Here is a 22,163-nt window from a genome sequence, read left to right as displayed (position 1 = left end):
CGGTTCTTTATACGCAATGAAGGAATCAAAAGAAGATATGTTACTTGTAGGTCAGTCTAATTCTGGTTTGACTGATCCTGCACATTTTACTGCAATTAGTTTATCTCAAATTACTTCAATTTTTTTAACAGCATATTTAGAAGATAAAGAAAGTGAATTGAATTATACCGATTCACTTATATTTATTAAAATTATTGAAAATTATGTACAAGAAGTTGGTGAAGCTTTTTTACAAATTCAGAAAAATAAAAAAGCCCCTACAACGTAGAGGCTTTTTCTCATCTTAATCTAACAATTAAGACACTTTATCACCCGGTTTAGCACCAGTTTCAGGTGAAATTACCCAAACACCATCGCCATTACCCGCAGCTAACACCATACCGTTTGAAATACCAAAACGCATCTTACGTGGTGCAAGGTTTGCCACCATCACCACCAATTTGCCTTTTAAGTCTTCAGGTTGGTAGAACTCACGAATACCGCTAAATACGTTACGTGGTTCAGCTTCACCTACATTTAACGTCAATTGAAGAAGTTTATCAGAACCTTCAACCGTTGCAGCATCCAGAACTTCAGCTACACGCAGGTCAACTTTAATGAAGTCATCAATCGTGATGATTTCAGCTTCACCGACTTTAGGCTCAGCTTTCTTCTCTTTAGCTTTCTCTTTTTTCTTCTCAGCTTTTGGTGCTTCAGCAGGTGCAGCTAAAGAATCCTTAGACGCATCGACCATCGCAGCCACAGCTTTCGGATCAACACGTTGCATCAGTGGCTGGAACAACGCAATTTCATGACCAGTCAAAATTTCAGTGCGAGAAGCAAAGTCGAAAGAAGCCAGTTTAAGAAAGTCCTGAACCTGAGCAGCCAATGTTGGTAACACTGGAGACAGGTAAACAGCCAATTGACGGAACAGGTTGATACCTACAGAACATACATCGTGAACCTGTTGTTCTTCGCCTTCAATTTTCGCTAAAGCCCAAGGTTTTTTCTCATCAATGTACTGGTTGGCTTTATCTGCAAGTGCCATGATTTCACGGATCGCTGCCGAGAATTCACGAGTTTCATAAGCTTTGGCAATTGAATCGCCAGCATCAATAAAGCTTTGAACCAGTTCAGGCTCGGCACAAGTTGCACTTAGCTTGTTATCAAACTTGGTATTGATGAATTTTGCACAGCGGCTTGCAATGTTTACGACTTTACCCACAAGGTCTGAATTCACTTTCTGAACGAAGTCATCCAGATTCAGGTCAGAATCTTCCACCTTGTCAGAAAGTTTAGACGCGAAGTAGTAACGCAGGTATTCAGGGTTCAAATGCTGTAAATAAGTTTCAGCCTTAATGAAGGTACCGCGAGATTTCGACATCTTCTGGCCGTTTACAGTCAAGAAACCGTTTACAAATAAACCGGTTGGGGTGCGGTAATTAGCACCTTCCAACATTGCTGGCCAGAACAGCGCGTGGAAATAGACAATATCTTTACCAATGAAGTGATAGACCTCATTGTCAGAATCTTTTTTCCAGTAATCATCAAAATTCAGGTCTGGACGTTTGGTTTTGACGTAGTTTTCAAAGCTCGACATATAGCCGATAGGTGCATCGACCCAAACGTAGAAATATTTATTTGGCGCATCTGGAATTTCAAAGCCGAAGTAAGGTGCATCACGGGAGATGTCCCAATCGTTCAGGCCATTGTCAAACCATTCATCTAACTTGTTGGCGATTGATACCGGCAAACGGCCTTCATCACGGGTCCATTTTTGCAGGTATTCACCAAAGTTTGGCAGTTTAAAGAAGTAGTGATCCGATGATTTCTCAACTGGTGTAGCACCGCTTAACGTCGATTTCGGATTTAACAGTTCAGTGGCGTTATACGTGGTTCCGCAGACTTCACATGAGTCGCCGTACTGATCTTCGGCTTTACATTTCGGGCAGGTGCCTTTAATGAAACGGTCCGACAGGAACATGCCTTTTTCCGGGTCGAACAGTTGTGTCACAGGACGAACGGCAATATTGCCGGCATCACGGTTCTTGAGATAAATTTCTTGCGCGCGCGCCTTGTTGGTGTCGCTATGGGTGGAATCATAATGATCAAAATCGACCTTAAAGCCGGCAAAATCACGCATATGTTCGGCCTGAACATTGGCAATCTGCTGTTCTGGTGAAATACCGTTGGCTTCAGCACGTAGCATGATGGCGGTACCGTGAGCATCATCCGCACAGACATAAGTCACTTCATGGCCCATTGCACGCATGGCACGAACCCAGATATCTGCCTGGATATAACCGAGTAAGTGGCCCATATGGATTGGACCATTGGCGTATGGAAGGGCGTTGGTGACTAAAATTTTACGCACGGATTAACTCTCTCATTCGTATTCATTATGCAATGTCCGCGATTTTACCTTAGATGATGCAGGCTTGCACAAGGGAATCGGTGAATTCTTTTCAGGACCGGATAAAATCTGCATTTCTGTGCCGAAAAAACAGAAAAAACCAAGTCTTTGACTAAGATTTATAATTCCTGTGGCTGCGCTGGCTTAACCTTCGTTTAAATACCCGTTAAACTAGGGCATTCGGTTGTATATCCAGATTTGGAGTAACTTTATGTCGTGGCTTTCTTCACTAAAATCGGTCTTTGCTCCTGCACAGGAGGTGAAAGAGGAAGAAATCCAGAAGGTACTGCAAAACTATGTACTTCCTGCTTCCCAAAACGCACTCAAAGAGCGTATTTCTCAGGTCAATGTACAGGGACAAATCCTGCAATTAACCATCAATACTTATCCGGAAGAAAAACAGTATTTGCAGCAGATTCATGATGAACTAGCCGATGCACTCGAGCAATGCGGCATCAAGGAACTGAATCTGCATGTGGTGCAGCAAAAAACCGGGGCGAAAAAAGAGGGCGGCTGTGGTCATAACCATGCCGAAGGTGAAAGCTGTTCCAGCAAGCCACAAGTTGCAGCAAAATCCAGTCTGCCACCTGTGGTCGATGCTTCGGCAAGTTCAGATGCGCTCAAGCAAGCCAATGCCAACTATCAACCCCAGCAAGAAGAAGCGCCAATTCAAAAAGCTGCACCGCAGCAGCGTGATGTGCCAAAACATCCACGTATTCAAAACGTAATTCTGGTGTCATCCGGTAAAGGTGGGGTTGGAAAATCAACCACTACCGTTAATCTGGCCTTGGCGATGCAACAGCTGGGTCTGAAAGTGGGTGTATTGGATGCCGATATTTATGGCCCGAGTATTCCAACCATGCTCGGCAATGCCGGCCAAACCCCGATGATTGAAGCCGAGCATTTTGTGCCTTTAGATGCTTATGGGATGGCGGTGCTGTCGATTGGTCATTTAACTGGTGATCATAATACCCCGGTGGCTTGGCGTGGACCAAAAGCTACGGGTGCCCTGATGCAGTTATTCAATCAGACCTTGTGGCCAGATTTAGATGTACTGGTGATTGATATGCCGCCGGGAACCGGTGATATCCAGTTAACCCTGGCGCAGCGTATTCCGGTCACGGGTGCCGTAATTGTCACTACACCGCAAAACGTAGCCTTAATGGATGCGACCAAAGGCATTGAGCTGTTTAACCGTGTACAGATTCCGGTGATAGGTGTGATTGAAAATATGTCGACGCACATCTGTTCTAACTGTGGTTTTGAAGAGCAAATTTTTGGGACCGGTGGTGGCGATCAACTGGCCGAGCAATACGATATTCCATTACTGGGCCGTTTGCCGCTGAATGTACAGATTCGTGAAAATGCCGATGCCGGTAAACCGTCTGTGATTGCCGAAGATGATGCAGCCGACAGCTATCGGGAAATTGCCCAGAAAATCATGGATAAACTGCCAAAAGCAGACAAAGACCAGAACCGGATTTTTTAATTCTGTAATGTAGTGAATAGAAAAAAGCCCAATCTTCAGATTGGGCTTTTATTTTAGGCAGATGATAAACCGGATGGCGTCGATTTTTGCTTTCTGGCTTGCAGCACATTAACAGCCACTGCAATCACCACCATGATGGTACCGGCAATATCGGTATAGGTTTCCGGAATAATCATCATTAAGGCACCCACCCCCATGAAAATTCGCCAGAACCAGTTTAAACCGGTTTTGAAATAGCCCTCGACCGCCGCGCCCAAGGCTAGAATCCCAATAACTGAAGTCACGGTAATGCTGACAATGGTGGTCCAGGCCGGGAGGGCAAATTCACGCGCATTAACGGCCACATTGGTGGTATCAATCATCAGCATGGCCGGGTTATATACAAACAGGAACGGCACAATAAAACCGGCCAGTGACAGTTTCAGTGCCTGAAAACCGGTCCGCATCGGGTCGCCGCCAGCAATCCCGGCACCGGCAAAGGCGGCCAGCGCCACTGGCGGGGTGATATTGGCAAACAGACCAAAATAGAACACAAACATGTGCGCTACCAAGGTCGGAATATCAAAATGGGCCAAGGCTGGTGCAGCCATGGTCGCGGTAATGATATAGGCCGGAATCGAAGGCAGGCCCATGCCCAGAATCATGGAAGCCAGCATGGTAAAGAACAGGGTCAGGAACAGGCTGCCCGCACCAATACTCATAATAGATGAGGTCATGACGGTACCGAAACTGGTCAGGCTGACCACCCCAATGATAATCCCGACCACTGCACAGGCCGCCATCACAGATAAAGACTGCCGGGCACCATCGGCCAGGGCATCCAGAATCTCCCGAATTCCCATGCGGGTAGATTTTCTAAAGGCTGCCACAATAACCGTAAGCACAATGGTATACACTGCGGCATAACTGACCGGAATTGACTGGAACAGGAAAAACACCAGCGCCACAATTGGAATCAGCAAATGTCCGCGCTCTTTCAGCACTTCTTTAACCCGGGGCAAATCTGCTTTGGGTACCCCTTTTAGGTTGTCTTTCCCGGCACGAAAATGGACTTGGGCCATCACGCCTAAATAATACAACAGCGCCGGCAGGGTCGCGGCTAGGGCGATGGTGCCATAACTGACGCCGGTGGTTTCCGCCATAATAAAGGCACTGGCGCCCATCACTGGCGGTAAAATCTGTCCGCCGACCGAAGCACTGGCTTCCACCGCGCCGGCAAAATTTTTGTGATAACCAATCTTTTTCATCAGCGGGATGGTAAAGGAACCGGTGCCGACCACATTGGCCACTGCCGTACCATTAATACTGCCCATAAAGCCACTGGAAATAACCGCCACCTTGGCCGGGCCACCCTGTTTATGTCCGGCCAGTGCCATGGCCAGATCATTAAATAATTTGCCCATCCCCGATTTGGCCAGAAAAGCGCCAAATAAAATAAACAGGAAAATGAAAGTCACCGATGCGCCAATCGCCGATGAATACAGGCCTTCGGTTTTCAGATACATCTGCCCGAAAATATCACTCACGGTATAAGGCCGGGTCAGTAGCCGTTCCGGCATCCAGTTAAAATGACTGATAAAAGGATAAGCCAGGAAAATCAGCCCGAGAATCGGCAGCATCCAGCCCATGACCCGTCGTGCTGCTTCCACTACCAGCACCACGGTCATAATTGAAAACACAATATCCAGTACATTGGGAATCCCGCCGCGGGTGGTCATAATGGCCTGATATTCTTTCCATAAATATAAAAATGAAGAGAGAGAGGCGAGGGCCAGAATCCAGTCGAACCAGGCCACATGCTGGCGGGAACTGGACTGTCGTGCCGGATAAAGCAAAAATACCAGCACCAGACCAATGGCCACGTGCGCCGAGCGTTGTAGCAGCTCTGGAAGCGGGTTAAAGGTAATAAACAGATGAAACAGCGAATAGCTGATGGCAATCGCGGCAATAAACCAGCTGACCGATTTGCTGCGAGGCTGACGCGTGACCGATTCCCGGTCAAATTTTTCCAGCAGGGCCTGCTGTTCTTTTTCATCCAGCTGTTCAATGGTTACTTTTTCTTGTTGTGTCATACGCAGTCTCCTTGACCCCACCATTTCCAGAACGGTCGTTGCTGTACCGAAAAATGCACCACCGTGTAATCAGGAAAATCTTCGGCTATGGGCCAGCGTTTCTGATTGATCTGGAGCTGTCCTTGCATACGGCGTGAAATGGTCCAATGTAATTCTTTTAAATGATGATTGACCTGCATACGTACCTGGCCATTGGCTTGGCGCAGCACAGGATAATGATCCGGTGTACCGGCACCAAAGGACACCAGGTCGGTATGCGTTAAAATAAAATGCTGATCTTCACGCTGATAATGTTCCTTCCAGCGGGTTTTTTCTACCGAATGTTGCCACTGCAACTGAAACTGTTGCGGGCGAATCACACAGCTGGTGTTAGGACCTTTATGACTCTCTTCAATCTTGACTAAGGTATAACTTTGCGGAAACCACAAGCCGAGCAGGATGATCAGCATCAACAGAAAAAGTGCAGCCCAAACTGCACTTTTATGGCTGAACATTAAGGTGCTGCCACCTCATCATAATAACGTTTCGCCCCTGGGTGCAGCGGTGCAACCAGACCTTGCTGGGCTTTTTCCAGAGTAATATCTGTAGCGGCCTGATGGGCATTGGCCAAATTGCCTAAATTGTCAAAGAAGGTTTTGGTCAGCTTATATACATCATCTTCAGACAGGTCGGAACGTACCACCAAGGCATTCATAATGGCCGCGGTCTGCACATCTTCTGCATTGCCATACGTGCCTTTTGGAATCACCATCGGCAGGAAGTAAGACTGGTTCTGGGCAATCTGTTTGACTTTGTCTGCATTAATACTCACCAGTTGCAGATCAAAACTCTGCTGTAGTTCCATCAATGATGAATTTGGAATACCACTGGTCAGGAAGGCCGCATCCAGTTTGCCACCTTTTAAGGCATCGGCGGCTTCGGCATAACCTAGGTAATCGACTTTGACATCGTCATAGCTAATCCCAAAACCATTCAGCAGGGTACGCGCATTAACTTCCACCCCGGAGTTTTGTGCACCCACGGCAATACGTTTGCCTTTTAAATCTTCAATAGAGCGAATCCCGGATTTTTTTGAAGCCACAATCTGCACATAGTTAGGATATAAAGCCGCAATTTGCTGCACATTGCCAATTTTATCTTTAAAGCTGCCTGTGCCCTGAATGGCTTCGGTCAGACTATCACTCATCACAAAAGCCATTTCGACTTTATTCTGTTTTAGCAGGTTCAGGTTTTCAACCGAAGCGCCGGTGGTCTGGGTTTTGGAGTTAACGCCGTAGGTTTTGTTATACAGTTCGGCCAGACTGGTCCCGATCACGTTATAGGGACCGGAGGCGCCACCCGTGGCAATACTGACAAAACGGGTTTGCAGTTTGTCGGCAGCAGCGGCACTGCTTTGTGGATCGGCCTGGGTGTTGTTCTGGCCCGGATCATTGGAACAAGCACTTACACCAGCTAAGGCCAGCGTCAGTAAGGTCAGTTGCGTCCATTTTTTCATTGACTTCTCCTGTGATTATTATCGTCATCCATTGTTGAAATATTGAAAGATTTCAAACTTAAAGCTGGTTCTGGTTATTCTGATTAAGGCAGCTTGTTGAGTTAAAAATTAACCGAATAATTTGAACTTGAACAGTTTTTTTACGCATTTATACAATTAGAGGTGGGTAAAAATGGACTAAAAACTCTTGATTTATTGGAGATGAACGGCCCAGTTTTGATGACTGTTATATATTCTTTAATATGTTTTTAAGTTTATGATAATTAATAATAAATATATTGTAATTGACTGTGTTTTTAGTTGAGGAATTCCTCTGTTTTGCTGCACACTGAGGCCAGTTACAATTTATTTTTTGCCTATGCCTTGCAACTCCATTACATTTGCAGCATTCGCGCATGAGGCTGGCTATGATTTCATGGTTTTTTATTGGTTTGGTGATCACCATCTTGTTGACACCTGGTCCAACCAACACCTTGCTGGCCTCTTCCGGAATTCAGGTCGGCATCCGTAAATCTTTTCATTTAATTCCCGCTGAAGCCTTTGGTTATCTGATTTCCATTACCCTGTGGGGCATACTAATCGGGCAGGTGTCGAGCCAGTTACCGTTATTGCCTACTGTACTAAAACTATTTAGTGCGGTTTATATCATTTATCTGGCCATCAAGTTGTGGCGTACTGCCAATGTCGAACAGCAGTTTCAGCAGCCGACCATTCGTGCACGTGAACTGTTTGTGGCCACTTTACTAAATCCGAAGGCCTTGCTGTTTGCTTCTGCAATTTTTCCGGCCATCGCCTGGACCAGCGCCGCACATTATGTGGCACATATTCTGATGTTTCTGATCCTGATTATTCCCATTGCATTTTTCTGGACCCTGATTGGTTCCTTTTTGGCCAGCAATAAAATCCGCTGGCTTAATCCGGCCAATCTGCAAAAAACAGCATCCTTGCTGCTGTTCAGCTTTTCAATTCCGTTAAGCTATTCGGCGCTTTTAAGGCTTTAAATGACCCATCTACAGCAGGCAGAAAAGTCGACTTCATGCCTGCTTATTTCCATTGGTGCCGATTTCAGTTAAAGTACAGCGCAGTAAAACATTCGCTTTTGGATAGAAATAAATGGCAATTAAGTCTGATCGTTGGATTCGCGAAATGAGCGAAAAACACGGCATGATTGAACCGTATGCACATAATCAGGTTCGATTTGATGAAAATGGCAACAAACTGATTTCCTATGGCGTTTCAAGTTATGGTTATGACGTCCGTTGTGCGCGTGAATTTAAAGTATTCACCAATGTCCATTCTGCCATTGTTGATCCAAAAAACTTTGATGAAAAAAGCTTTATTGATATTGAATCGGATGTCTGCATTATTCCACCAAACTCGTTTGCCTTGGCGCGTACAGTTGAATATTTCCGTATTCCACGTAATGTTTTAACCGTGTGTCTGGGCAAATCGACCTATGCGCGCTGCGGTATTATTGTCAATGTCACGCCGCTCGAACCAGAGTGGGAAGGGCATGTGACCTTGGAATTCTCTAATACCACCAACCTGCCTGCACGTATTTACGCGGGTGAAGGCGTTGCACAGATGCTATTCTTTGAATCAGACGAAGTGTGTGAAACCTCCTATAAAGATCGTGGTGGTAAATATCAGGGCCAAACCGGGGTAACCTTACCGAAAGCCTGATAGTGGAAACTTAAAATAAAAACAAGCGAGCCGTTGTGCTCGCTTGTTTTTTCTCCAATTCATTCATCGGAAAAACGGGCTTTTTGGCCCGTATTTTTTTGCAATTGATAAATTATTACGCATAATGAACAACAATTATGACTTGGTAATCGCATGTTTTTAAGGATAAAAACACATAAATAAATAGCCAAGTTCTGGATAAATAAAAGAATGATGCGGAGCATCTGGGAATAGGATGGTCGAGATGACTGAATATGGAATTGGCCTAAATTTTAGAAAAAGTTGCTTAGCTGCCTTGGTCGGGATGTTGCTAAGTTCTCCTGCATATGCTTTACAGAATCTATCCGATGAACATCTGGCAAATACCACAGGTGAAGGGATTGCCTTGCTTCCTGAAAATTTCAAAATGGTATTTCAGCGCCCGAATGATGTGTCTGCGGCATCAAGTTATACCCGTAATCTCGATAATCCGGAACAATATGACACCGGTTTTATTCGCATCATTCCGGTAGGTGAAAATTACGATAATTTAACCCTCAGTCAGACTGATGCTGCCAATCAGAGAACCAAAGCGGATATTTTTATTTATGGTCTGGCGCTCTCTGAAACCAATAACAATATGAACCAGCGCTATAGTAATCAGGGGTTTGATTGGGGCAGTGCTGCGAATCCCTGGTTATTTCGCGCTGGTACAGCCGAAAATATCCGTCAATTTGACAGTACGAATGCAGCGGCCGATATCAGTTATATTTCTTTAGAAGCTCCTTTGGCCAAAGTGGATGCTGATGATCAGGACAATAATATTAAACTTGGGCTTTGGTTAGATGCTTTTTCACGCAGCTGGAACTCAAGTAACAAGGTGGACCCAATTACGGGGGCACCTGTCACGACCGATGCGGTCAATGATCCTGACTTATTAAAAAATCAGCGAATTCGTTTGCAATTGGTGGCCAATGGTCTAAGCCTAAGTGGTTCACAGGTTCGACTGTTTCAAACCATGCCTTCTACCAATGCGGTAGAAAGTCAGACTTTAGGTATGGCCAGTCTTATCCGTCTGAATACCAATGATAATCCTGAAGCTCTAATTTATGAAAATACCCAGGCTAATAAAGAACTGCTCAATGCCAGAGGTTTGCGTATAAGTACAGCAACCCTCAATGATGGTACCGCGGTTACGCCTGCACTCGACCGTTCTTTAGCCCCAATTTTCCATGCTGAAGAGGGTTTGTATTTGTATAGCCCTAACATCAATTTAGTGCTCGGCAATATGCACCAACCGTTTATTTTGGGCTCGGAAGGCCAGAATATTATTTTAGAAGTGACCCGCATTCCGAATGTCCCTGAAATTTATAAACAGATTTATACCTATTATGCCGATATTGATGGTGATAACACCGAGATCAACCCTGCTGACTATAAAGGCTCAACCTGTAATGTTGCTTATTGTGGCTCTAATATTTCCCAAGTACTTTCAGGGGCAGGAACCACCAACTATCAGGGAACCAATGCAACACATAGCAGTATTTCAATTGGTAGTGTGACACGTGATCCGACCACGAATCTGTTAAAAGCCAACACTGCGAGTAATTCTACCGGTGTGGTATTTAGAAGTCCGCATGCAACTACAGCACCTGTAAACTTGGGCTCGGTGGCAATTGATGGTGTGCTGATCCAGCACTTGAAGTTTAAGACCACGGGACTATAAGAGGGAATTTGAGATGCTGAAAAAAATCTGCTTTCCACTGGCTCTTTGTGTCAGCACATTCAGTTCTGCTCAACTGGTTAGTTTAAATCAAGATGAACTGTTAAATACGGTCGGGCAGGGCGGTGCCGATTTAAGCTGGACGCTTTCTTTAAACCATAAATATGCCAATGACATGAGTCTCAAGAATATTTCCGAACTCAGTAATGGTGAGGTCACTACGGCAAATTATCAGTATGAATGTAGCAATGATGTGTTATGCCGTTTTGCTTTTTCTCCCAATAATCATCGTGATGAAAATGGTCAGAAGTGGCTGGTGTTTAAACAGATTCAAGGCACGATTCAGATTGATAAATTCTCCTTGGAAGGCACCACCATTATTAATAAGGATAAAAATCCACAAACAGCGATGCTGCTTAAATTTTATGATCAGCATCCTCTGAAAATCAGGAATCTAGGTTTTGCGAGTCTGGCGGTTGAGTCAGGTAATGAAGGTTATTTAAACAATACCCGATATACCACCTATAACAATGGTTCCCAGGTTCCTTCATTTGATCAGGGACAGGAACAGGGATTTATGGGACTGAATGTTCATGGCAACTTGCATCTGTCAGGAGATATCAAAATTTTCAGTTATAACTGCTCAGGAGCTGTAACCAGCCGCTGTTAAGCGTTGGGATTTCAAAAGGACATTGAAATGAATAAAACAATAAAATTAAATGTACTTGCCTTATCTATCTGTTTAGCTCAGCAGGCATACGCACTACAGCCTATTTCTGATCGTAGTCTCAGTCAGGTGACAGGGCAGGATGGTATTTCTATTACCCATGAAGTTTCGAAGGTGACAATTGATCAATTGAACTGGGTGGACTATCACAATACCGGAAGTATGAAACTGGGGATGCATGATATTGAAGTGCTCAGCTCGGGGGGGCAGAATATTAAAAGTACCCTTGATGTTGACGTTGGTACCACAGCAAATGGTGTCGGCATGCATATCCAGGCGAGTATTTCACCATTTAAATCTACGGTTCAGAACATCATGCTCATTTGTGAGCCGAACTGTGGTGATAACCAAACGGATCAGAACCTGGGGTCTTTAAGCTTTCATACTATTTCACCACTACGTTTTAACTTAATTACCAGTAATGGATTATTTAACCGAAATGATCTGGCTCATTTAGATTTTGAGCTTAAAAATGCCAGTATTTCTTATGGTCTAAATGGCCAGAACCTGACCTTAAAAGATTTTAACTTTAACCTGTCTGCAGATGGGTATATGTATTTGGATCAGGATGAAGGGATTGTGCTGGCAACTAAAAACAGTCCTACTGGCCAAGACCATATTGTAAATTTAGGACGGGTAGAAGATCTGACCAATGTATCCGATAACCGGTCAGGAGCAACCAATCCAGGGGTGAATATCGATTTACGTTATGGTCCAGAGGGAAGCCAGAATAACCTGATTCGTATGGGGGCTTCTGGAGCAGTGACCAACGGTAAGCTCTTTATTAATGCTAACCAGGCTGGAATTGGAAAGTTTAATACGGTTAGTCGTAATTCAAGCGATTTGACCGAAACAACACGGCAAGCCGGTGGTTATGATATAGCCGGCCCGGGTGGTTTACATCTGGGGATGTCTGCCGAATTTACCCGAGAAGGCAACCCGCTACTCAATGGCAGGGCTCCGACTACACTCGAGATTGGGCATACAGGTGCAGGCAGCTATGCACTTGAATTTTCTAACTTATCGCCACTTGCAGTACGTGATAGTATTAATGTTGATGACTTGACTAAACGCAACGCCTATATTGATTTTGGTGATATTTTTATTAATACCGTTCAGGCCAAATCTTTAAACTTTATTATCAATGAGAATATGCAAAAGGTGCTGGGCAGTAATACTCTAGAATTGATTTATAACATTAGCCCTGATCAGAATGCACAAAATTTAGCGCTTATTGCGGTGCGAGGTATGGATTTTCAGGCCATCGCGCGTAAGGCCAGATTCATTTCAGATAACTCGATTGATGCCATTACCGCGACTTCTGGCGAGTGGGGGATTGGTATTCCAATCTTTAACTTAAATACCAACCTGGCTTTGTATGCAAAAAATTATAGTCGTAATGGCATTGACCGTTCTGGTTTAGGCTATAACCTGGCACTTTCGACGGAAGGCTATGGTATTGACCAGAAAACAGGCGCACCAAGTACAACCTCTATTCTGATTATTGATGGTGCGACCGGTAAATACAGTGGTGAAGAAGTCAACTATTATGCGGGCCTAAGAAATATAGATGCGTACCTGAAATCGGATGGGGTGATTGGTTTTGAAGAAGATGGCATTTATGTCAAGGCAGATAACTTGCTGCTGGCTGCAAAAGCTGAAATTGCAATTGGTCAGTTGCCTGGCTCTTTATATAACTGTGCTGAAGTGGAGTGCCAGAACCGGGTAGTTCCTATCGATAACTTTGCCAGAAAAGATGACATCTTGGCTTCTTTAGCCTTCAAGCTTGATGGTAAAGGTGAACTTATGATTATTCCTGGTCTTGAGTCCACGAATGCCACACCCGATACTAATTTTTTATCTTTAAAAGCAAATTTTGAATTTAATCCGATTGCAGAGACAGATAAAGATAATCCAAGTGTTTTGGGCAGTTATATCAGCCTGATTAATGAAGACCGGAATGGCGTCGGGACTAAAACCTCCAGTGTAAATTTAAACAAAATGCAAGGTCATGTTGGTTTAGATGCCCGTGTTCTAGTGAAACAAGATACGGTGGTCTTAGATAATCAGGTGAACTTTAATTATAAAGCGACAATGCAGCCTGGATTGGGACAAGCTTTTAAAGCAGAAATGGCGATGTCTCCATCTGGAACGATGCAAAAAATTGCTGATTTTGCCATTCCTGGTGGCAATATGCGTAGCACTTTAGGGATCACACCACGCTAAGTAGATGAAATAGGCTTAAGGATTTGAGTATGAAAAAAACAATAATGTGGGCTCTTATAGGTTCAGCTTTATCCATGACGAACACAAGTCATGCCTTATCTATGCTTGAAGATGCTGAATTATCGGATGTGACAGGACAGGCTTTACTTAATTTAGAAATGCAAATGGGTGAAGATACAAGAGATGCTTTAAATAACACTTATAATCAATCGAATATTAGCTTTTATAAGTTAGGTTTAAGTGCCGAAATGGAGCTGAATGCGAATATTAAAAAACTACAACTGGGTTGTGGTGGAGTTAACAACTCACTTATTTCAAATACCTGTGATATTGATATCGATAATATTTCTTTAAGTGGTTTACCTGCAAGTACTGATTACACAGCAGATCAGCGGGCAGCAAGTTCTGCAATCATTACTAACCCTTTTATTCAGTTTGCAATTAGAAATGGAAATTCAACAGCAACTCGCGAAATATTGGGTTTTCGTATAAGTGCTGAAAAAATCGCCGGTTTAATGACGTTAGGTACTGAAAATAGCAATGTTCCGAATGGTATTAATACTTTTAGCGGTTATATGAAAACTAAAACAGCCTCAGGTGTTGCGATTACAGAAGAACGTAATATGGCCTATGCTGATACAGGTATGAAAATTAAAGGAGAAGTATCAGGTGGTCTGGGGATTGGTAATTGTGGTGGATTCTTTAACCCTTGTTTAGATATTGAGTACGAGTCAGACCAGTATAATTTAAAATTAAGTTCTACAAATGCTCCTTTTACTATTCAGTCTACTGTGGTTTCGGGTACGCGATTAACAGATGTTAAATTGAAAGGAGCAGGGACGGTTGGCCAAATTAACTTTGAGGGACCATTAACAGCAACTGTTTTAGGTTTTTTAAATTTAGAAAAACAGGTAACGGGTAATATTACGGGATTAACAACAGATATTACTGTATCTCAAGACCTTGGCCTGATTCATGCGTTATATTTAAATAACCCTGCCTCTCTTTCTTTGCAAGCTGAGAATATTTTGTGGCCAGGTGCTTCAGTGGGGGCAAATAGAGGTTGGTGGCTTGCTCTGGAAGATGAGGTTGAATTAGGAAGTTTAAGTCCAACTACTAAAGTTGCAATTAGTAATGCTGTACTTCAGCAGACAATTAATGGAATTAATGCAGATTTAACAAATAATCCAAGAGCATGTGGTAACTTGTTAACGGGGTGTATAGGTGGTGATGCTTTAGAGGTCGGAAATATTCCTTTGACAACTGATCTGGATTTTCCTTTAACAAATCTGGTCTTGCAGGGGCAGGAGTTTAAATCAAACTGCTACGGTGGTATGAAATTCTGCTAAGCCTTAAAACTAAAAAATCCCGCTGAAGCGGGATTTTTTTATAAGCCAAGATTTATTATTTTGCGAGCTTCGCCAATAACTCATCTTTGCTTAAGTTGGTTGATTCAGCATCACGGCGACCTTTATATTCAAAAGTACCCGCATCTAAGCCTTTTTCACCAATCACAATACGATGTGGAATACCGGTTAACTCCAGATCAGAGAATTTCACTCCTGGGCGTTCATTACGGTCATCCAGTAGTACATCATAACCGGCAGCACTTAATTCTGCATATAAGGCTTCTGCAGCTTCTAATGTGCGCGGTGACTTGTGTGCATTCATTGGTACAATTGCGACTTCAAATGGAGCAATGGCAGCTGGCCAGATAATCCCTTTCTCATCGTAATTCTGTTCAATTGCAGAAGCCACGACACGGGTCACACCAATACCATAACAGCCCATGGTTACTACAAATGGTTTGCCATCTTCGCCTAACACTTTACAGTTCAGTGCTTCAGAATATTTTTGGCCCAGCTGGAAAATATGGCCCACTTCAATTCCGCGTTTAATTTGAAGTACACCTTTACCATCTGGAGATGGATCGCCTTCCACCACATTACGAAGATCATAGACCTCAGTAAACTGTGCATCACGCTCCCAGTTCACACCCGTAGCGTGTTGATCTGCGGCGTTGGCACCTGCAACAAAGTCAGACAAGACAGAAGCAGCACGATCGACAATCACAGTCATGCCTTTTTCAACTAGACCTTGTGGACCCACAAAACCAGCGGTCAGACCCAGTGCAGCAATTTGCTCTTCAGTGGCGAAGGTTAATGGCGCTGCAATTAAAGGATGCTTTTCAGCTTTAATTTCATTCAGTTCATGGTCGCCGCGCAGGAACAGGGCAATCACCGGAACAGTGCCATTTTCATCGGCAATGCCTTGTACCAGTAAAGCTTTAACAGAATGCGCAGGATCAGTACCGAGGAAGCTTGATACATCCGCGATGGTCTTTTGATTTGGAGTATCTACAACAGTTAAGGCTTGGCTTGGCGCTGCGCGCTCACCGACCAGAATCGCTTCCGCCATTTCAATATTGGCTGCGTAATCTGATTCAGTCGAGAAGGCGATATCATCTTCACCGCTGTCTGCCAGAACGTGGAATTCATGGGAACCTGAACCACCAATTGAGCCGGTATCGGCCTGTACCGGACGGAAATTCAGACCAAGACGGCTAAAGATCCGGCAGTAGGTGTCATACATGACATCATAGGTTTCTTGCAAAGAAGCCTGATCAACGTGGAAAGAATAGGCATCTTTCATGATGAATTCACGTGAACGCATCACCCCGAAACGTGGACGGATTTCGTCACGGAATTTGGTCTGAATCTGATAGAAGTTCATTGGCAGCTGTTTGTAACTTTTCAGCTCAGTGCGTGCCAGATCGGTAATCACTTCTTCATGGGTTGGGCCCAGCACAAACGGGTTGTTGTGACGGTCGGTAAAACGCAGTAATTCCGGACCATATTGCACATAACGGCCTGATTCTTCCCATAACGATGCAGGCTGGGTCACTGGCATAAAGGTTTCTAAAGCGCCGGCGCGGTTCATTTCTTCACGGACAATCGCTTCGACTTTATTTAATACGCGTACCCCCATCGGCAACCAGGTATACAGACCTGAAGCCAATTTACGGATCATCCCCGCACGTAACATGAGCTGATGTGAAATCACTTCAGCATCATTTGGGGTTTCTCTTAACGTAGCAAACAAAAAGCGACTCGCGCGCATGGAAACTGTCCTGATAATTAATCGTGAAAGCAGAGATTATACGATAAAAAAATGAGGTGAACATTCGGAATGTCACCTCATTGTGTTTTCTTCTGGCTCAAGACATCAGTTTGCGGCTTTGGCGTAGCATGAAATTCTTGAAATCATCCAGATAGGTGAAGATGACGGGCACCACCACCAGCGTGAGCAGGGTCGAGGTAATTAACCCGCCAATTACCGCATGGGCCATGGGCGCACTCTGTTCGCCGCCTTCACCCAGACCGAGTGCCAGCGGGACCATGCCCATCACCATGGCAGAGGTAGTCATTAGAATCGGGCGTAAACGGGTTTTACCGGCCTGAATAATCGCCTCATATCGCGGCTCACCTCTGTCCATGGCCTTTTTAATAAAGTCGATCAGCAAGATGGCATTCTTGGTGACCAGTCCCATCAGCATGATAATCCCGATAATCGAGAACAGGTTCATGGTGGAGTTCAGCAGGAACAGCGCCAAAAACACCCCAATCAGCGACAGTGGCAACGAGGCCATAATCGCAGCTGGGTGAATAAAGCTGTTAAATTGCGAGCCCAGCACAATGTAAATAAACACAATCGACAGGGTGATGGCGGTCAGTGCATAACCCGCAGATTCAGCCATATCGGCATTGGAACCTTGGGTATCGAAGCTGTAACCCGGCGGCAATTCAAAGTTATTTTGAATGGCTTCAATGTCCCGGCCAATATCACCAGCTGGGCGACCTGCGGTATTGGCTTCGACCAGAACCTCACGGGCCAGATCACGACGGTTAATCTGTGAAGCGCCGAGGTTTTCTTCAAAGCTGGCCACACTGGCCAACGGCACCAGAATGGCTTGACCATTGGCATCGGTTTTTTGTGAGGTCAGCGACATTTGCTGGACATCACCCGGCAGGCTGCGGCGGTCTTCAGTCAGACGGACATTTACATCATAGGTTTCGCCGTTTTCATCTTGCCAGGTGGTGACGTCATCGCCGGCAATCAGCGGACGAATCACGTTGGCAATCTGGTTCACAGAGAGGCCTAAATCACTGGCCAGTACCCGGTTGATCTGCACTTCCAGTGTTGGTTTCGGCTCTTTCAGGGAGCTTTCCAGGTCGACAATGCCATCTACCTTGACAATTTCCAGCATAAAGCGGTCGGAAATCTGTTGTAGCTGGTTTAAATCCGGCCCTTTAATCGAAATCATTACTGGTTTTTGCCCGCCCGATACGGTTTCATCTGCCGAGGCCACCGAAGTAACGCGAATGCCAGCCACGGTTTGCAGGCGTTCACGGAATTCATTGTTCAGCTCGGTCAGGGTTTGTTCACGCTCATTTCGCGGTGTAACCCGCACGCGTAAATTGACATGGTTTTTACCGCGGTCAGTCAGGCTGTTGACCGAACCATAGGTAGAAATGACCTGTGGATGCTGGCGAATAATCTGATCGACCTGTTTCAGTTTGGCTTGTGAATATTCCAGCGAGGCATCCACCGGAGTTTCAAACTTAATCCGGATTTCACCTTTGTCCGGTACCGGTACAAATTCGGTACCAATCAGTTTGGATAAACCGAGTGCGCCAAATAACGAGGCCACCGCAATCAGTAGGGTAATCAGGCGGAAGCGTAAGGCCAGTTTCAGCAGCTTTTCATAGACATGACTAAGATTGTCCAGTTTGGTGGAAATCCAGTTCAGGAAACGTTTAACCCGGCCTGGCTGTTTGTTGGGATTTTTACGCTCGGCCCAGTGTGCCGACAGCATTGGGTCCAGGGTAAAGCTAACAAACATGGAAATTAAAACTGCGGTACTGACCGTGACCCCAAACTGATAGAAGAAACGGCCAATAATCCCGCCCATAAAGGCCACCGGCAGGAATACCGCAACAATGGTCAGGGTGGTGGCCAGAACCGCCAGACCAATTTCTTTAGTACCATCCAGCGCTGCGCTAACATGGTCTTTGCCCATATCGGCATGACGGACAATATTTTCCCGCACCACAATCGCGTCATCAATCAGCAGACCAATACTTAAGGACAGGGCCAGCAAGGTCATCATGTTGATGGTAAAACCAAAGGCCCAGATAAAGGTCAATGTGCCGAGCAGGGCAATTGGCAGGGTCAGGCCGGTAATGGCGGTGGAGCGGAACGAGCCTAAAAACAGCAGGACGATCAGTACTGCCAGTGCTGCACCTTCAATAATGGTGCGGGCCACATCACGGATACTGCCGCGAATGCCTTTGGAACTGTCGACCACCACTTTGGCTGTGGTGCCCTCAGGCAATTGTTGCTGAAGGTCATCCAGCACTTTATAGGTGTTATCGACCACCTCAATGACATTAGAATCTGAACTGCGCAGAATATCCACCGCAACCGCAGTTTTGCCATCTAAAAAGGCACTGGACTCTAGCTCGGCCTGGCTATCCTGAATGTCAGCGACCTGTTTCAGATAAATCGGTGCACCATTTTTATTGGCAATAATCAGGTCCCCAAAGGCCAGCGGATGGATAACCTTGGAGTTAATTTCAACCACCAGCTCGCTGTTGGCTTGTTTCAGGGTGCCGCCCGGCACTTCAACATTTTCTGCTTTTAGGGTGTTGATGACCTGATCTACACCAATCCCGAAACTTTGCAGTTTTTCCGGTTGTACTTCAATCCGGATCTGGCGCTGTGCATCACCGAGTAAATTGACTGTTCCCACCCCCGGTACAGTGCGCAGTTGCGGCACAATGCGTTGGTCCAGATAAGCACTTAAATCACGCAGTGACATCTGCTCGGATTCAAACACAATCGACATAATCGCGTTGGCCGTCGGGTCGTAACGCTCCACCACCGGGTCCTGGATTTCATCACGGAATTCGGCGGTGACACTGGCAATTTTATCGCGTACATCCTGCGCTGCTACGGCAGAAGATACCTCCAAGTTGAACTCGGCAATAATGGTGGAGAGGCCCTCACTGGACTGGGAAATTACCTGTTTGAGACCGGAAATGGTGTTGATCTGATCTTCCATTTTCTTGGTAATTTCAGATTCAACCGTTTCCGGCGAGGCGCCCGGATAGTTGGTATAGACCACCACAAACGGGAAATCGACATCCGGAAATTCTTCAACGCCCATACGCTGCCAGGAAGCCAGACCCAGCACCATCAGACACAGCATCATCATGACCGTAAAAACGGGATATTTGACACTAATTCGGGTAAACCACATAGTTTTCTATCCTGAGGCGTTTTCGGCGGTCTGGCTGATGCTGACCGGTTGCTGTTCATTCTGCGGACTAAACTTGACCCGACTCACTAAATCGCCGGCCTGCAATCCGCTTACAATGGCGGTATTGTCACTATAGCGCTGCTCGAGCACGTGAATATCGATCCGGACAATCTTGTTCTGGCGAATGGCCCAGACATAAGGTTTGTTTTGTATATCCTGAATGGTGTCTAAAGGAATCAGCTGACCAGAAATCGAGTTGGATGAAACAATATTGCCTTCAACAAAGGCACCGATGCTGAGCGAGTTGATGGATTCATTGGGTGTGGCAAAAAACTCGATCTGACGGCTGGCCAGATCGGCAATCGGGGATACCCGGCTTAAGGTGGCGGTCAGTTGGGCCGGATTGCCCTGAATTTTATATTCAATCTTTTGGCCGACCTTGAGTGCAGACTGCTGGTCACTTGGCAGTTTGGCCTGAATTTCCAGCCGGTCCGGATTGACAATTTCAAACAGGGTCTGGCCGGCAGAAACCGTCTGGCCGGGTTCAACCTGACGCTGGGTAATCACGCCGCTAATCGGGCTGAGAATGGTGCCATCGCGATCGGCTTTTTCGGCAATATCGACATTGGCCTGCTGGGCACGGACATTTTCCAGCTGGGCACGATAATCGACCTGACTTTGTTCATATTCAACTTTGGAAATAAAGCCCTGATTCAGCAGGCGACGTTTACGCTCCATCATCACCCGGGCCTGATTGGCTTGTGCCTGCGTGGAGGCAAGGTTGGCGCGTGCTTGCGCCAGACGCGCGGCATTATCCTGATTGTTTAAACGGACCAGCACCTGACCTTTGCTAACCCGCTGACCCACTTGCGCATTGACTGCACTGGCGGTGGCAGTGACCTGTGCCTGAATGCTACTGTGTTGTACGGCACGAATAGTGCCGGTAAAGGCAGTTTTGGACACCGAGTCGCCGGTTTGCACGGCCACCACATCATCCTGAATCAGTTCAATGGTTTCTGGTTCGCTACGGGCCTGTTCCGGTTCTGAGTTCTGGCAGGCGGTCAGCAGCAGGCACAGGCAAAGTGTACTGAGGCCGAGTAGGGGCGTACGAAAACGGGTAGAGGTATGTGATATACGCGGTGCTGGTCGCATGCATATTTATCCTTATTTTTCTTGTCACATGACAATTCAATTAAAAACTTCACTTTATTCAAGTGCTTTTAAGCGAGTAATAATTCTGTCGTATTCTGCCTGTGTTTTTCGATAGCTCGTTTGTAACGATTGAATCTGCTGTCTTTTCTGATTTAAGTTGGTCAGGTTGTTGTTTAAATTGTTTTTCAGCTGTTCCGGGACCGGTTTGACTTTGCGCAGATATTCCATTTCCTGACGTTTAAACACAATCCGGTCATTCTGTAATTGTTTTAACTGTTCCTGCTGAAAGGCAATCTGCTTTTTAATATGTGCCAGCGCATTGTCACGTTGCTGGGTAGCAATATGACTGTTGGTATAGGCCTGTTTTAGTTTTAAATCCTGCTCGCGCTGACGGGCCTGCGCGGCACGTTGTGGCGCCTGACGGGCATCGGTTTCGCTATTATAGGGACGCGCACGCTGAATCACCTGCATGTTGCGGTCCAGTGCTTCATAGCCATAGCGGATATGGTTTGGCGTAACATTGCTGCTGATATTGGCCACGCCGTTTTTATCGTAGTAGCGATACCAGGCCGGCTTGTTATCGGTATTGGCAGACAGCTGTCCCATCTGTAAAGCCAGCAGCAAGCCCAGTAATGATTTACTGAACAATGATGTATGCGCCCTTTTTGTGAGAGCTTTTTGAAAAAAAGTACGCACAAGCTTCCCCGAGATAAAGTTGACTAATTTACTTATTTTTAAGTCTTTAAACTGTTATATTAGACCAGAATCAGAAATTTAAAAAATACAATAGACAAAAAAAAATCAATGGTCATGGAAAAGTGTGAAGCAGTTATACAAAGTTTCTATAAAGTGTAGGTTTGGGCAAAAACTGTTCATTGAAACCTAAAGTAAAGATATGTTAAA

The 22,163-nt window shown here is 45.4% G+C and carries 16 protein-coding genes; 8 read left to right on the top strand and 8 right to left on the bottom strand.

Annotated features, from left to right (window positions below):
- Positions 1-37 precede the first annotated feature (37 nt).
- Entirely contained in the window at positions 38-268 is a 231-nt protein-coding gene (locus ACVLR6_RS10675) for a hypothetical protein (RefSeq protein WP_455995170.1), read from the top strand.
- A 27-nt stretch (positions 269-295) separates the two neighbouring features.
- On the opposite strand, the gene metG is transcribed toward ACVLR6_RS10675, so the two are convergent.
- Positions 296-2,353, bottom strand: a complete 2,058-nt coding sequence (gene metG, locus ACVLR6_RS10670) for a methionine--tRNA ligase (RefSeq protein ID WP_455995168.1) — start codon at positions 2,351-2,353, stop codon at positions 296-298.
- 250 nt (positions 2,354-2,603) lie between these two features.
- Here metG and apbC point away from each other — a divergent pair, with 250 nt between their 5' ends.
- Entirely contained in the window at positions 2,604-3,881 is a 1,278-nt protein-coding gene (gene apbC, locus ACVLR6_RS10665; protein ID WP_005179565.1) for an iron-sulfur cluster carrier protein ApbC, read from the top strand.
- A 53-nt stretch (positions 3,882-3,934) separates the two neighbouring features.
- Here apbC and ACVLR6_RS10660 read toward each other — a convergent pair whose 3' ends face one another.
- Genes ACVLR6_RS10660 through ACVLR6_RS10650 form a run of 3 tightly spaced genes read right to left on the bottom strand, consistent with a single transcriptional unit; the run spans position 3,935 to position 7,448 of the window.
- Entirely contained in the window at positions 3,935-5,953 is a 2,019-nt protein-coding gene (locus ACVLR6_RS10660) for a TRAP transporter permease (RefSeq protein ID WP_455995166.1), read from the bottom strand.
- Positions 5,950-6,447 (bottom strand): DUF1850 domain-containing protein, encoded by a 498-nt coding sequence (locus ACVLR6_RS10655; RefSeq protein ID WP_160242911.1) that lies wholly within the window; start codon positions 6,445-6,447, stop codon positions 5,950-5,952. The genes ACVLR6_RS10660 and ACVLR6_RS10655 overlap by 4 nt, the downstream gene beginning before the upstream one ends.
- Complete coding sequence (locus ACVLR6_RS10650) at positions 6,447-7,448, bottom strand: TAXI family TRAP transporter solute-binding subunit (protein ID WP_168399715.1); 1,002 nt, start codon at positions 7,446-7,448, stop codon at positions 6,447-6,449. The genes ACVLR6_RS10655 and ACVLR6_RS10650 overlap by 1 nt, the downstream gene beginning before the upstream one ends.
- 407 nt (positions 7,449-7,855) lie before the next feature.
- Between ACVLR6_RS10650 and ACVLR6_RS10645 the strand changes: the two genes are divergently transcribed.
- The 6 genes from ACVLR6_RS10645 (at position 7,856) to ACVLR6_RS10620 (ending at position 15,135) form a co-directional block, all read left to right on the top strand.
- Positions 7,856-8,449, top strand: a complete 594-nt coding sequence (locus ACVLR6_RS10645; protein ID WP_127798614.1) for a LysE family translocator — start codon at positions 7,856-7,858, stop codon at positions 8,447-8,449.
- A gap of 112 nt (positions 8,450-8,561) precedes the next feature.
- Positions 8,562-9,131 (top strand): dCTP deaminase, encoded by a 570-nt coding sequence (dcd, locus tag ACVLR6_RS10640; RefSeq protein WP_005179553.1) that lies wholly within the window; start codon positions 8,562-8,564, stop codon positions 9,129-9,131.
- Positions 9,132-9,375: 244 nt separating this feature from the next.
- A complete protein-coding gene (locus tag ACVLR6_RS10635) occupies positions 9,376-10,836 on the top strand; it encodes a hypothetical protein (RefSeq protein ID WP_104487475.1) in 1,461 nt (486 codons plus the stop codon).
- Positions 10,837-10,849: 13 nt separating this feature from the next.
- A complete protein-coding gene (locus tag ACVLR6_RS10630) occupies positions 10,850-11,503 on the top strand; it encodes a hypothetical protein (protein WP_455995163.1) in 654 nt (217 codons plus the stop codon).
- Positions 11,504-11,530: 27 nt separating this feature from the next.
- Complete coding sequence (locus ACVLR6_RS10625; protein ID WP_455995161.1) at positions 11,531-13,786, top strand: DUF6160 family protein; 2,256 nt, start codon at positions 11,531-11,533, stop codon at positions 13,784-13,786.
- Between the two features lie 29 nt (positions 13,787-13,815).
- Positions 13,816-15,135, top strand: a complete 1,320-nt coding sequence (locus tag ACVLR6_RS10620; protein WP_455995159.1) for a hypothetical protein — start codon at positions 13,816-13,818, stop codon at positions 15,133-15,135.
- 55 nt (positions 15,136-15,190) lie between these two features.
- Here ACVLR6_RS10620 and ACVLR6_RS10615 read toward each other — a convergent pair whose 3' ends face one another.
- From ACVLR6_RS10615 to ACVLR6_RS10600, 4 genes are all read right to left on the bottom strand, one after another.
- Complete coding sequence (locus ACVLR6_RS10615; protein ID WP_455995157.1) at positions 15,191-16,906, bottom strand: proline--tRNA ligase; 1,716 nt, start codon at positions 16,904-16,906, stop codon at positions 15,191-15,193.
- A gap of 97 nt (positions 16,907-17,003) precedes the next feature.
- Positions 17,004-20,108, bottom strand: a complete 3,105-nt coding sequence (locus ACVLR6_RS10610; protein WP_455995155.1) for an efflux RND transporter permease subunit — start codon at positions 20,106-20,108, stop codon at positions 17,004-17,006.
- Positions 20,109-20,114: 6 nt separating this feature from the next.
- Positions 20,115-21,260, bottom strand: a complete 1,146-nt coding sequence (locus ACVLR6_RS10605) for an efflux RND transporter periplasmic adaptor subunit (RefSeq protein WP_168399066.1) — start codon at positions 21,258-21,260, stop codon at positions 20,115-20,117.
- Positions 21,261-21,314: 54 nt separating this feature from the next.
- Positions 21,315-21,866 (bottom strand): hypothetical protein, encoded by a 552-nt coding sequence (locus tag ACVLR6_RS10600; RefSeq protein ID WP_225876431.1) that lies wholly within the window; start codon positions 21,864-21,866, stop codon positions 21,315-21,317.
- Between the last annotated feature and the right edge of the window lie 297 nt (positions 21,867-22,163).

The organism is Acinetobacter sp. T63, assembly GCF_053852345.1.
Note: the sequence above shows the minus strand (reverse complement) of the source record. Positions and strands in the feature narration are given on the sequence as shown.

Excerpts from the sequence above, each read along its gene's own strand:
- ACVLR6_RS10615 (WP_455995157.1), bottom strand. The coding sequence starts at position 16,906 with ATGCGCGCGAGTCGCTTTTTGTTTGCTACGTTAAGAGAAACCCCAAAT.
- ACVLR6_RS10630 (WP_455995163.1), top strand. The coding sequence starts at position 10,850 with ATGCTGAAAAAAATCTGCTTTCCACTGGCTCTTTGTGTCAGCACATTC.
- ACVLR6_RS10660 (WP_455995166.1), bottom strand. The coding sequence starts at position 5,953 with ATGACACAACAAGAAAAAGTAACCATTGAACAGCTGGATGAAAAAGAA.
- ACVLR6_RS10675 (WP_455995170.1), top strand. The coding sequence starts at position 38 with ATGTTACTTGTAGGTCAGTCTAATTCTGGTTTGACTGATCCTGCACAT.
- dcd (WP_005179553.1), top strand. The coding sequence starts at position 8,562 with ATGGCAATTAAGTCTGATCGTTGGATTCGCGAAATGAGCGAAAAACAC.
- ACVLR6_RS10645 (WP_127798614.1), top strand. The coding sequence starts at position 7,856 with ATGATTTCATGGTTTTTTATTGGTTTGGTGATCACCATCTTGTTGACA.
- ACVLR6_RS10620 (WP_455995159.1), top strand. The coding sequence starts at position 13,816 with ATGAAAAAAACAATAATGTGGGCTCTTATAGGTTCAGCTTTATCCATG.
- ACVLR6_RS10605 (WP_168399066.1), bottom strand. The coding sequence starts at position 21,260 with ATGCGACCAGCACCGCGTATATCACATACCTCTACCCGTTTTCGTACG.
- ACVLR6_RS10635 (WP_104487475.1), top strand. The coding sequence starts at position 9,376 with ATGACTGAATATGGAATTGGCCTAAATTTTAGAAAAAGTTGCTTAGCT.
- ACVLR6_RS10625 (WP_455995161.1), top strand. The coding sequence starts at position 11,531 with ATGAATAAAACAATAAAATTAAATGTACTTGCCTTATCTATCTGTTTA.
- ACVLR6_RS10600 (WP_225876431.1), bottom strand. The coding sequence starts at position 21,866 with ATGGGACAGCTGTCTGCCAATACCGATAACAAGCCGGCCTGGTATCGC.
- ACVLR6_RS10650 (WP_168399715.1), bottom strand. The coding sequence starts at position 7,448 with ATGAAAAAATGGACGCAACTGACCTTACTGACGCTGGCCTTAGCTGGT.
- apbC (WP_005179565.1), top strand. The coding sequence starts at position 2,604 with ATGTCGTGGCTTTCTTCACTAAAATCGGTCTTTGCTCCTGCACAGGAG.
- ACVLR6_RS10610 (WP_455995155.1), bottom strand. The coding sequence starts at position 20,108 with ATGTGGTTTACCCGAATTAGTGTCAAATATCCCGTTTTTACGGTCATG.
- ACVLR6_RS10655 (WP_160242911.1), bottom strand. The coding sequence starts at position 6,447 with ATGTTCAGCCATAAAAGTGCAGTTTGGGCTGCACTTTTTCTGTTGATG.